At 42.2% G+C, this 12,308-nt stretch carries 9 protein-coding genes; all 9 read left to right on the top strand.

Annotation, left to right across the window (positions count from 1 at the left end):
* Nucleotides 1-9: 9 nt before the first annotated feature.
* The 9 genes from dnaA (at nt 10) to D891_RS0100215 (ending at nt 12,308) form a co-directional block, all read left to right on the top strand.
* Nucleotides 10-1,263, top strand: a complete 1,254-nt coding sequence (gene dnaA, locus D891_RS0100170; protein WP_025209031.1) for a chromosomal replication initiator protein DnaA — start codon at nt 10-12, stop codon at nt 1,261-1,263.
* 213 nt (nt 1,264-1,476) lie between these two features.
* Nucleotides 1,477-2,574 carry a DNA polymerase III subunit beta gene (gene dnaN, locus D891_RS0100180; protein WP_025209032.1) on the top strand — a complete coding sequence of 366 codons (1,098 nt, stop codon included), beginning with the start codon at nt 1,477-1,479 and terminating at the stop codon, nt 2,572-2,574.
* Nucleotides 2,574-3,554 carry an AAA family ATPase gene (locus D891_RS0100185; RefSeq protein WP_025209033.1) on the top strand — a complete coding sequence of 327 codons (981 nt, stop codon included), beginning with the start codon at nt 2,574-2,576 and terminating at the stop codon, nt 3,552-3,554. The genes dnaN and D891_RS0100185 overlap by 1 nt, the downstream gene beginning before the upstream one ends.
* A gap of 11 nt (nt 3,555-3,565) precedes the next feature.
* Nucleotides 3,566-5,929 (top strand): DNA topoisomerase (ATP-hydrolyzing) subunit B, encoded by a 2,364-nt coding sequence (gene gyrB / locus D891_RS0100190; protein WP_029951837.1) that lies wholly within the window; start codon nt 3,566-3,568, stop codon nt 5,927-5,929.
* Nucleotides 5,930-5,939: 10 nt separating this feature from the next.
* Complete coding sequence (gene gyrA / locus D891_RS0100195; protein ID WP_025209035.1) at nt 5,940-8,378, top strand: DNA gyrase subunit A; 2,439 nt, start codon at nt 5,940-5,942, stop codon at nt 8,376-8,378.
* Complete coding sequence (locus D891_RS0100200; RefSeq protein ID WP_025209036.1) at nt 8,362-9,312, top strand: polyprenyl synthetase family protein; 951 nt, start codon at nt 8,362-8,364, stop codon at nt 9,310-9,312. The genes gyrA and D891_RS0100200 overlap by 17 nt, the downstream gene beginning before the upstream one ends.
* Complete coding sequence (gene hemA / locus D891_RS0100205) at nt 9,309-10,589, top strand: glutamyl-tRNA reductase (RefSeq protein ID WP_025209037.1); 1,281 nt, start codon at nt 9,309-9,311, stop codon at nt 10,587-10,589. Before D891_RS0100200 ends, hemA begins: the two co-directional genes overlap by 4 nt.
* The gene (gene hemC, locus D891_RS0100210; protein ID WP_025209038.1) at nt 10,565-11,464 is read left to right on the top strand and encodes a hydroxymethylbilane synthase; all 900 of its coding nucleotides are present in this window, start codon (nt 10,565-10,567) and stop codon (nt 11,462-11,464) included. Before hemA ends, hemC begins: the two co-directional genes overlap by 25 nt.
* Nucleotides 11,448-12,308, top strand: a complete 861-nt coding sequence (locus D891_RS0100215; protein ID WP_025209039.1) for a uroporphyrinogen-III synthase — start codon at nt 11,448-11,450, stop codon at nt 12,306-12,308. The genes hemC and D891_RS0100215 overlap by 17 nt, the downstream gene beginning before the upstream one ends.

Genomic DNA, 12,308 nt, shown 5'->3' on the forward strand with positions numbered 1-12,308 from the left:
TGGGGCGCTATGTGGGAAAAGGTGATAGAGAATCTAAAAAACAAGGTGGAGACGCAGGATTTAGAGAAACTCTCCCTAATTGAGCCTATCTTTGTATCGGAGGAGAAGATCACCTTAGCCATACCGGGTGAGCAAATAAAGGAACTCTTAAAATCCAAATACAAAAACCAACTAAAAGAGAGCCTAAAATTGGTATTCAACAGGCTTCCAAAGATAGAGCTCATCATAAAAACCCAGGAAAAGGACAACCTAAACCCCAAATACGGCTTTGAAAACTTCGTCGTCGGGCCGAGCAATCAATTGGCTTATGCGGCAAGCGTGGCCGTTAGCGAAAACCCGGCCAAGGCGTATAATCCGTTGTTCATCTACGGCGGTGTGGGTTTAGGTAAAACCCATCTTCTGCATGCCATAGGGAACTCAATCAAGAAGAACAACCCCAATGCCAGGGTTTTATACATATCGAGTGAGGAATTTACAAACGAGCTTATAAACTCCATACAATACAAAAAAATGACGCAATTCAGGAACAAATACAGGAATTTAGACTGCCTGCTTATAGACGACATACAGTTTATATCAAAAAAAGAGAGAACAGAGGAGGAGTTCTTTCATACCTTCAACGCTCTATATGAGAACCAAAAACAGATAGTCATAACAAGCGACAAACCGCCAAACGACATACCGGATATAGAAAACAGGCTAAAATCACGCTTCAGCTGGGGCCTAATCGTCGATATACAACCGCCTGAGCTTGAAACACGCATAGCCATTATAAGAAAAAAAGCCGAGCTGTTTAACCTTGACCTAAATCAGGAGATCGTTGAGTTTATAGCATCAAGTATAAGCTCAAATGTTAGGGAGATAGAAGGGGCATTGATTAAGATATCGGCATATAAGTCCATAATGAGAAAACCGGTAACACTGAATTTAGTTAAAACCATTCTTCAGGACATAGTTATAAGAAAGGAAAAGATGCTCACAGCAGAAAACATACAAAAAACCGTGGCCAAACACTTCGGTATTAGCGTGGAGGAGTTAAAATCCTCAACAAGAAAAAAGGAAATTCTAATACCACGGGAAATAGCCATGTATCTAACCAGAAAGATAACAAAAAACTCACTCCCAGAAATCAAGGCGAAATTCGGCGTCAAGAGCCACGCAACAATCATAAACGCATGTAAAAAGATAGAGAAAGAGATAGAAAAGGACATAAACCTCAAAAAGAAGGTCGAGGAAATCGAAAAAGAGATAACAGATGTCTAAAAACCTTTCAAAAAACCCCCAAAAAGGGATAAAACCTGTCAAAAAAACAGCCAACTCAGATAGGGCTATCAATTACAGCAAAGATAATGACAGATTAATTGAAAAGAGAAAATCCCAAAAGAAAAGCAAAAGCAGAGTAAAATGACATTTAAAAAGGCCTTATTATTACTGCTAAACAAAAAAAAGAAAAAACAAAAATAGGAGGATGAAAACATGTCAGTAAACATCCAAACAAAAGCCCTAAGGGATCTAATAGGTGAGCTGATGCTATCAACAGCCAAAGAAAAAGACAGCATACTATCGAATATCCTGATAGAAATAGATGAAAACGGGATAAAAGGAACAGCTCTAAACAACATAACATCAATAGAGAAAACAATAGAAACAAAAACAGACAGCAGCCTAAGCTTCACAACAGACCCACAAAAGCTTGCCAATATCCTAAGGGAGATAAAGGAAGAAACAATTGAATTGGATCCTGAAGGAAAAACAATAACCATAAAATCATCGGGTTTCAAAACAAAGATAAAGGTTCAAGACCCCCAGATGTTTCCAAAGGTAAAACACCCAGAAAACACTCAAAAGATTTGCACAATCAAGGCAGAGAAACTAAAAAAACTCATAAAAGAAACAATATACTGCCCGGATAAAAACGATATAGCCAGGGAATACACAGGCGTATTCGTAGAAGTAGAAGAGCAACAGACAAAAGCAACAGCCACAGACCACTACAGACTCATAAACATAAAGACGGAGAACCAGAACCAGACACAGACAAGCCTTATAATAGAAAACGCCGGAGCAACACTTATAAGCAGATTATCCTTAGAAGGCGATGTTGAACTATACAGGGGCGAAAACGAGCTTCTAATAAAGCAGGACAACCTCATAATCGTATCAAAACTCATAAGCGGCAACTTCCCAGATTACAACCAGATACTGCTCGATAGAGAGACATCAAACTCCATAGAAATAGACAAAGAGAAACTGAAAGACGGCGTAAAGAGGAGCTCAATACTCTCAGAGAATAAGGACATAACGGTAAAGATAGACATAAACGAAAAAACCATGTCCTTAGTCGGGCAAAACTCAGAAGGTGAGACAGCTGAAGATGTTATAGAAATAAACCCGCTTGAGGCACAAAAGGATCTGATAATAAAACTAAACTCAAAATTCATACTGGATTTTCTAAATCAGATAGAGGCAGACAGTGTTGTATTGCTATACAGAAGCGCTGAAGAGCCCATCATGTTTGAAAGCAGTGAGGATCAATACAGCTATAAATACATAATGACGCCAATAATAGAGTAATGTTCATAAAAAACGTCATTATCACAAACTTTAGAAACTTCGACCTATTGGAGGTAAAATTCGACAAGATCAACATCATCAAGGGCAGAAACGGTGCAGGTAAGACCAATCTATTAGAGGCTATATACCTGATACTCAACGGCCACCCGTTTAAGAATAATTTGAGGGTTTTGCAAAAGGATCAATTAAAGCCAACCATACTCAGTGCAGCCGTTGATGGGCATAATGTGCAGGTAAAGATAGAAGACAACAAAAAGTATCTAAGATTGGACACAAAACCCACAAGGGTTGTTGATCTGAAAAAGACCTTTGCCTGCCTGGATTATTCCATAAACTCGTTTATATCGTTCAAAAGCAAGGATTATCTGTTTTCCCTTATAGACAGGGGCATAAGCTCTTACGATAAATCGATAATCGATAAACTGATTGAATACAAAAGGGTTAACAGACTCAAAAGGAAGGCTTTTTCAAACCCCAATATAGAACACAGCATAATAGATGTGTTAAACAAAAACATAGAGCCCATAGTCAACGATATATCGCTAAAAAGAAGGGAGTTTATCCTAAAGGTGCAAAAGGATATAAAAGAGTGCTTTTTAAACTTCTTCCCAAAGGAGCTTAAAGTCGACTATGAGATAGGTAAATACCAACCGGATATCTTTGAAAAGGAGAAGCAAAAAAGAAGGGTGTTGTTCGGTTTTAAGAAGGATAGCCTGAAGATAACCCTAAATGGGAGGGATCTGTTCTTTTACTCATCGGTCGGTGAGAAAAAAATATCACTCCTATGTATTGTTTTGAGTATAGTAAAAATGTATAATAGCTCGGGCATTGAGCCTATTTTGCTTATAGATGATTTAGAGGGGGATTTAGATCTGCAGATCCAGAAAGAGGCGTTTGATTTGATTGGCGATTTACCAAACCAGAGTGTTATAACGACGCTTGGGGCATACGAAAACCACAATACAATTACTTTAGGATAGGGGAGTTGAAGTTGGCTAAATACACAGCTGAAGATATAAAGGTTTTAAAGGGTTTAGAGGCGGTTAGAAAAAGACCGGCCATGTATATAGGCGGCACATCGGTTGAGGGACTCCACCATCTGGTTTATGAGGTTGTGGACAACTCGATAGATGAGGCCATGGCCGGCTATTGCGATACGATAAATGTTTACATAAACGAGGATAACTCCATAACGGTGGAGGATAACGGAAGGGGTATACCGGTCGATATACACCCCGTTGAGAAGATACCGGCTGTCACCTTGGTTTTGACCACACTCCATGCCGGTGGAAAGTTTGATAATAAGAATTATAAGGTCTCAGGCGGTCTGCACGGCGTTGGAATAAGTGTTGTTAATGCGCTTTCTGAGTGGCTCGTTGTTGAGGTTAAAAGGGATGGTAAGATTTATACACAGCGATTCGAAAGGGGAATGCCAACGGGCGACTTAGAGGTTATCGGTGAGACCAAAAGCAGCGGAACGACGATAACATTCCTGCCGGATAAGGAGATATTCGAAACCACCGAGTTCAGCTATGATATACTCCTTAAGAGGTTTAGGGAGCTTGCCTTCTTAAACAAAGGCATAAAGATAAGCCTCACAGATAGAAGGGTAGGAAAGTCTGAGACATTCCAGTATGATAAAGGCCTTATTTCGTTTGTTGAGTATCTATCCAAAACCAAAAAGAAGCTATTTGATGAGCCGGTCTATTTCAATATAACAGAGGGTTCTGTTTTAGTTGAGCTTGCGTTTTTATACACCGACACATACTCATCAACCATCTATACATTTGCAAACTCCATAAATACCGTTGAGGGCGGTGTGCACCTTTCGGCTTTCAAGAGTGTGCTTACCAAAACCATTAATAGATACGCAAAAAACAACAACCTAATCAAAAACAACATCGTCTTTAACGGCGATGATGTAAGGGAGGGTATCGTCGCCGTTCTATCCGTTAGGCTGCCCAACCCCCAATTCGAGGGCCAGACAAAGACCAAACTCGTCAATACGGATATAAAGAATGTGATTCAGACGGGGTTGTATGAGAAGCTGAATGAGTATTTTGAGGAGCATCCGCAGATTGCACGGCTTATCATAGATAAGGTTTTAAGGGCCTTTAATGCAAGGGAGGCGGCAAGGAAGGCCAAAGAGCTCATAAGGAGAAAAACCGTATTTGAATCAAAGGGATTGCCCGGTAAGTTGGCCGACTGCCAGGAGAAGGATCCATCAAAAGCAGAGTTATTCTTGGTTGAGGGTGATTCTGCAGGCGGTTCTGCAAAACAGGCACGGGATAGGGTCTATCAGGCTATTCTGCCTCTAAAGGGTAAGATATTAAACACAGAAAAGACTAACCTAAAGAAGGTATTGGAGAGTGAGGAGATCAGAAACATAATCACGGCTATAGGCACGGGTGTCAATGAATCGTTTAATATAGATGATGTCAGGTATCACAAGATCATCATCATGACCGATGCGGATGTTGATGGAAGTCATATCCAGACATTGATATTGACACTGTTTTTTAGATACTTCAGGGAGCTTATTGAAAACGGTTATGTCTATATCGCCCAGCCCCCGCTTTACAGGTGTAAGATAGGTAAAAAGGAGTTTTACATAAAAGATGAGAAGCAGATGAAGGAGTTTTTGATAAACAAGGGTATAGATGAGTTTATTCCTATTGTCGATGGTAAGGAGCTATCCAAAGACGAATTCAGGGCCATCTTGGATAAGCTGCTTGTGTATGAGGGTATGGTTGATAAACTCTCAAAGGTTTACCCATCAGAGGAGATCGTCAGGTGCTTGTCTATTGTATCCCCATCAATAGACGATTTTAATGATTTGGATACGGTTAGGGATAGGCTTAATGGGTGTTTGAAGGAGAATTCCGACATCGTAATAAAGCAGATAGAGCAGCAGGGCGATTCGTTTATCTTCAGGTTTGAGGTGGACAATGAGGAGAAGGAGATATTCATCAATAAGGAGTTTTTCAGCTCGCATGAGTATAAACTCATAAGCCAGTACGCCCCATCTAAAAACATGCTCGGCTCACCGCCCTTTAGGGCTAAGGTTAAGGGTGAGATAATGGAGTTTAAAACAATAAAGGATATGCTCTCTTTTATTGAGGATAGGGCAAAGAAGGGTCTTGAGATTCAAAGATATAAGGGTCTTGGTGAGATGAACCCTCAACAGCTGTGGGAGACAACAATGGATCCAAAGACAAGGAGGCTTCTGCAGGTCACGATAAGCGATGCCGAGGAGGCCGATAGGGTCTTTAATATGCTTATGGGTAATAATCCGCAACTGAGGAAGGAGTTTATCGAGAAAAACGCCAAGTTCGTCAAACATTTGGATGTGTGAGGTTGAATAGATGAAGGATCTGTTTTCCGATAAGAATATTTTTCCTGTTGATATAAAGGATACGATGCAACAATCCTATTTAGATTACTCCATGAGCGTCATAGTGGGCAGGGCTATACCCGATGCAAGGGACGGCCTAAAGCCTGTCCACAGAAGGATACTCTATGCGATGAAGGAGCTCAATTTAGAGCATAACAAGCCGTATAAGAAGAGTGCAAGGGTCGTCGGTGATGTTATAGGTAAATACCACCCACACGGCGATATGGCCGTCTATGATGCGCTTGTCAGGATGAGTCAGGATTTCTCCATGCGCTATCCCTTGATAGACGGTCAGGGTAACTTCGGCTCCTTGGACGGTGACAGCCCTGCAGCCATGAGGTATACAGAGGTGAGACTGTCTAAGATTGCAGAGGAGATGTTGAAGGATTTAGATAAAAACAGCGTTGATTTTGTGCCCAATTACGATGATTCACTTCAGGAGCCGTCGGTTTTGCCGACCTTTATACCCAACCTGTTGATGAACGGCACAGACGGTATAGCCGTCGGTTTTGCAACAAAGATCCCACCGAATAACTTGGGTGAGATTATAGATGCATGCCTGGCTTACCTTGATAGCGATGGTGATATATCAACCGATGAGATCTTGAATTATATAAAGGGCCCTGATTTCCCAACAGGGGGTATCTGTTTCGATACAAAATCAATAAAAGAGGCCTATAAAAAGGGTATAGGCAAGATTACGCTCAGGGCGAAGGTAAAAGAGGAGAAGATTAAAAACAGGCAGGCACTTGTGGTCTATGAGATACCCTATCAGGTAAACAAGGCCCTGCTTCTTCAAAGCATTGCCCAGCTGGTTAAGGATAAAAAGATCGAGGGCATAGCCGATTTGAGGGATGAGTCCAATAAGGAAGGCGTCAGGATCGTTATAGAGATAAAGAAGGATGAACAGCCCAAGGTCATACTGAATAAGCTCTTTAAATACACAAACCTACAGACGACATTTGGCGTGAATATGATGGCTTTGGTTGATAACACACCGAGGCTTTTGAATATTAAGGATGCCATTGGCGTCTTTGTTGAGCACAGGATAGAGGTTGTAAAAAGGCGCACCTCGTTTTTACTCTCAAAGGCCAAGGATAGGGCCCATATACTTGAGGGTCTTTTGATAACATTAGACAACATAGACGAGGTTGTAGCTATCATAAAATCCTCCCAATCCACCCAGGAAGCCAGAGCAAGGCTGAAGAAGAGGTTTAAGCTAAGCGATAAGCAGACCCAGGCCATCTTGGATATGAAGCTTGCACGATTGGTGGCCTTGGAGAAGCAGAAGCTGATCGATGAATACAATCAGGTTTTAAAGGATATAGAGTATTACGAAGGTATCTTGAGAAATAGGTCTATTCTGAAGGGTGTTATAAAGGATGAGCTTGTCTATGTTAAGCAGACCTATGCCGATGAGAGGAAGACGCAGATTTTAGACGGTGTTGTCGATATAGGTGTTGAGGATGTTATAAAGGATGAGCAGTTGATTATAACATTCTCCAAAAAGGGCTATGTAAAGGCCGTGCCTTTGGATGTCTATTCAACCCAGAACAGGGGCGGCAAGGGCAGGATGGCCGCAACATTCTCCGATAACGATTACATAACCGACATCTTTTTAACAAACAGCCTTAATACGCTTCTGTGCTTTACCAACTTAGGCAGGGTCTATTCAATTAAGGCTTACAATATTCCCAGGCAATCACCATCGGCCAAGGGCAGGCCCATTGTAAATATATTGAACCTGCAGCCGCAGGAGTTTGTTAAGACGATCGTTCCTATAAGCAAGGCCGATAGCCTGTTCTTTGCAACAGCGGCAGGAACGGTTAAGCGCTCCTCGTTTGAGCACTTTGAAAACATACCCTCAAACGGCAAAATGGCTATCAGGTTGAATGAGCAGGATTCCCTGGTAAGCGTCTTTAGTGTGGCAGAGGGGGATGAGGTGATTATAACCACCAGGCGTGGCATGTGTGTTAGGTTTGATGCAAATAGCGTAAGGGATATGGGAAGGATAGCAGCCGGTGTCAGGGGTATAAATTTAGCCGAAGGCGATAGTGTTGTAAGCGCCTTTAACTTCAATAAAGAGAAGCACACAAAGCTCATAGTTGTATCGGAGAGTGGACTTGGTAAGCTGTTGAGGGTTTCGGATATAAGGAAGGTTAACAGGGGTGCAAAGGGTGTCAGGTGTATAAAGCTAAAAGAAAACGACAGTGTTGCAGGCAGCTTGTCGCTAAAGGATACAGATGATGTTATTGTTGTAACAAAGAACGGTAAGATGATAAAGATGGATGCAGATTCCATCAGTGTATTCAGCAGGGCGGCAAGAGGGGTTAAGCTTATAAACTTGGATGAGGGCGACAGTGTCGTCAGTATAGTTGTTGCGGGGAGTGAGGATGAATATAAAACTTAAATTGGCCATAAAGAGGGATATACAGGCGGTTAACGAAACATTGGCTGCTTTGATAAAACCAGAGAGTGAGCTTACAAGAAAGGTCTATAGGCAGGTTATAGAAGACGGCAAAAGGCTCAGGCCTCTGCTTGTATTGTATTCTGCTTTGTCTTTGGGTATAGAAAGACCGCAGGATGCGCTTGTTGTGGGCAGTGCCGTTGAATTGATCCATACGGCAAGCCTGTTGCATGATGATATAATCGATGATGCCCTATACAGGCGCGGGAGGCCGGCCTCACACACGATATACGGTGTAAAACCGGCTGTTATGGGTGGTGATTATCTATACTCATTGGCCTATAACATCGTTTTGGATTACGATGTGGATGTTGCAAAGGCCATCTCAAGGGCTGCATGCATTTTGAGTGAGGGTGAGATAGAGGAGATAGAACAGGCCTTTAGGGTGGATGTGGATTTTGATGATTACTATAGGGTGATTTATAAAAAGACAGCTGTTTTGATAGAGGCAAGCTGCGAAAGCGGCGCCATATTGGCCAATAAGGGGTTTGTTTCTGTTTTTAAAGAATACGGCAAGAACTTGGGTTTGGCCTTTCAAATAAAGGATGACTGCCTCGACTATCAGGCGGATTTTGAGGTTTTGGGTAAGGATGTGGGGATTGATCTAAAGGAGGGCAAGATCACACTGCCCGTTTTGTATGCAATGGAGGAGGATTCGTCTATAAGGGAAAGGATAGTGGACTTTTTTGATAAAAAGGACGAATCTGTTTTGAGGGATATTGTTTTATCGGTGAAGGAGAGGGGTTTGAATAAGGCATTGGATAAGGCCAAGGAGTTTTCTTATAAGGCAAAAGAGGCCATAAGGGGTCTACCTGAGAGTGGTTATAAGGGTTATTTAGAGGCCATAGCCGATTATGCCATAGAAAGGGAAAAATGAATAGTATAGTTTTGATAGGCACAAACCACAACACATCCCCTCAGGATATCAGGGAGAGGTTGGCTTTTGATAACAATAGGCTCGATAGGTATCTAAGGGAGTTGAAATCCATTGATGGGGTTGTTGAGGTGATGGTGATCTCGACCTGCAACAGGGTTGAGGTGTTGTATGTCTCAGAGGGGGATGTAAAGGATAGGATAGTTGACTATCTATCCAAACACTCGGGTATTGAAAAGAAGGAGCTTGAAGGTTATCTCTATGTGAAGGAGGGTTTAGAGGCCGTAAGGCATATATTCAGGGTTGCATCTTCTTTGGATTCTATGGTTGTTGGTGAGCCGCAGATATTGGGTCAGATTAAGGATGCCTATAAGTGGTCTGTTGAGTTTTTGACAAGCGGCGCCACGATAAACCGTATAATGCGCAGGGCCTTTCACGCCGCAAAGGTGGTAAAGGCCAATACCGACATATCCAGGGGTGCCGTTAGTGTTGCCTATGCCGGCTATTTGGGCGTCAGCAAGCTGATTGATTTGGAAGGCAAAAGGGTTTTGAGTATCGGTTCATCAGAGATGAATAGGCTGGCTTTGGAGTATTTCTCAAAACACGGGGCAGACATCTATGCACTTGCCAACAGAACAAAAGGCAATATAGAAGACCTATGCGAAAAGTACAACGCACCCGCTTATGGCCTTGATGAGATTGGACATATACTGCCTGAGGTCGATATTGTCATTACAGCCACATCGTCCAAAGAGCCTATAATCAAAAAGTGTGATATACCCAACAAAAACCTCATAATCTTGGATTTAGCCCTGCCAAGGGATACCCAAAAGGGTGTTGAGGATTTGGAGAATGTCGTTGTGATCTTTATTGACGATTTGAAGAATGTCGTTGATGAGACGCTAAAGGAGCGCAAAAAACAGGCCCAGATTGCAGAAAGGATCATAGATGATGAGCTTAAGGCGTATCAGGAGTATGTGGAATCACTGAATTACGATGAGGTTGTAAAACAGATAAGGCTGACGGCCGAGAGGATAAGGAAGCTTGAGCTGTATAAGTTTCAGAAGATCTATAAGAACAAGGTGGATGATGAGATTATAGACGGTGTGGATAAGCTGACCAGATCGCTAATATCCAAGATCCTCCACCAGCCGACAATGAATATAAAGGATTTCTTGAACCATCCAGAAGGGGATCTGTATGTCGAACTGCTAAGGAGGCTGTTTGGTTTGAGTAAGTCCAAGAGGGATGTAAGATGCTTCTTCTCAGAAAACAACTGAAGATAGGCACAAGGGGCTCAAAACTCGCCCTATGGCAGGCGGAGTTTGTAAAGAAGCGACTGGCCGATCTGGGTTTTGAGTGTGAGATAGTGCCTATAAAGACAGGCGGCGATAAAACCGATAAACCCCTATACCAGCTTGGCGGAAAGGGTCTGTTTGTTAAGGATATAGAGAAGGCCTTGATGGATAAAACCATAGACATAGCCGTTCACAGCCTAAAGGATATGAGCGTGTTTGAGGATGAACGGTTCGATTTTGTTGTCCTTGAGAGGGATTATTGGCAGGATGTCTTTGTCAGTTTTAAGGGGAATTTCTTGGATATAGATAAGGGTGCAAGGATAGGGACGAGCTCTTTAAGGAGAAGGGCGGAGCTTATTCAATACAGGGATGATTTTGAGTTTGTTGATTTGAGGGGTAATCTGGATACAAGACTGAAAAAGTTAAAAGATGGTGAGATTGATGCCATAGTCGTCTCAAAGAGCGGCTTAAAGAGGCTTGGCTTGTATGATGAGGGTTATATGTATGACCTTGGGTTTATGACACCGGCTGCAGGCCAGGGCGTTATAGCCGTTGAGTTTCTGTCGGATTTTGAGTTTAGGGATGAGCTAAAACAGCTTGAGGATGAAAAAACAAGGATCTGTATAGATTCAGAGAGGGCGTTTGTTAGGCAGTTCAACGCAGCGTGCAACTATCCCATAGGCGCTTTGGCAAGGTTTGAGGGTGATGAGTTTTTTATGCAGATAACCTATGGCTTTCCTGAAAATCTGAAGAGGATTATTAAATACAGCAGGCGGGATATAAGCCCCCTGTTTGTGTTTAGCGATATTGTTGAATATGTTAAAGAGAAGGTAAGGGATTATGAGAATAGGGGTTGATGAACATTTATCGCTTAGATTTTTTCCGTATATCGATGTTAGGGTTGGTTTTGAAAAGGGGCTGGATAGGCGTTTCCTGTTGAAGTGCAAAGGCATAGATCAAAACGAGTATGAGCTGTTTTTAAGCCACGATACAGACGGCAGCGACATTGCCATAACATCCAAAGTTAGGCCGTTTCATAAGGCAAGGGTGCTGTTTAGTGCAAACAGGGAGGATCTGGTCAAATATACACAGCTTTACGATGAGGTATTCAAGATCCATCCCGTCGTCTCTATGGATTTTAGGGGCGTTGACTTTATAATGGACAACTCGTCCAGGTGGGTTGTGTTTACCAGCAAAAGGGCTGTGGAGTTCTTCTTCAAAAGGATAAACCCCCGATGCTTGTGTAATAAAAACATCGCTGCTATCGGTGAGAAGACGGCATTGGCCTTGAAGGAGAAGGGGTTTCAGCTGGATTATGTGCCTGAGGAGTTTTACAGTTCCTCCTTGATTGAATTTTTGAAGGATAAAGAGGATGTGCTTATTATAACGGCGCTTAAATACAACAAGGCCTATGATGAGCTTGAGAATGTTAAGGTTCTACCGGTCTATGAGAATTTCATACCAGATGAGATTGAATACTTTAAACCCGAAGGGGAGTTTGATTTTGGACTGTTCTCCTCACCTTCTGCCTTCTGGCACATAAAGGAGGCCTTCGGCAGTTACGATTTTGCCAAAAGGATCAAAAGGATTATAGCCATAGGTAAAACCACAAAGTCATACATAGAATCGTGCGGTTTTGAGGCTGAGATACCTGCTAAAGCCACAATTGATGAGATGTTTAAATACATTTTTAAGGAGTAA

Origin of the sequence: Hippea sp. KM1, assembly GCF_000526195.1 — a bacterium.
In the GTDB taxonomy this organism is placed as follows: Bacteria; Campylobacterota_A; Desulfurellia; order Desulfurellales; family Hippeaceae; genus Hippea.

Bases quoted from the DNA above. Each gene is read 5' to 3' on its own strand.
- dnaA (WP_025209031.1), top strand. From the start codon at position 10: ATGTGGGAAAAGGTGATAGAGAATCTAAAAAACAAGGTGGAGACGCAG.
- dnaN (WP_025209032.1), top strand. From the start codon at position 1,477: ATGTCAGTAAACATCCAAACAAAAGCCCTAAGGGATCTAATAGGTGAG.
- D891_RS0100185 (WP_025209033.1), top strand. From the start codon at position 2,574: ATGTTCATAAAAAACGTCATTATCACAAACTTTAGAAACTTCGACCTA.
- gyrA (WP_025209035.1), top strand. From the start codon at position 5,940: ATGAAGGATCTGTTTTCCGATAAGAATATTTTTCCTGTTGATATAAAG.
- D891_RS0100200 (WP_025209036.1), top strand. From the start codon at position 8,362: ATGAATATAAAACTTAAATTGGCCATAAAGAGGGATATACAGGCGGTT.
- hemA (WP_025209037.1), top strand. From the start codon at position 9,309: ATGAATAGTATAGTTTTGATAGGCACAAACCACAACACATCCCCTCAG.
- hemC (WP_025209038.1), top strand. From the start codon at position 10,565: ATGCTTCTTCTCAGAAAACAACTGAAGATAGGCACAAGGGGCTCAAAA.
- D891_RS0100215 (WP_025209039.1), top strand. From the start codon at position 11,448: ATGAGAATAGGGGTTGATGAACATTTATCGCTTAGATTTTTTCCGTAT.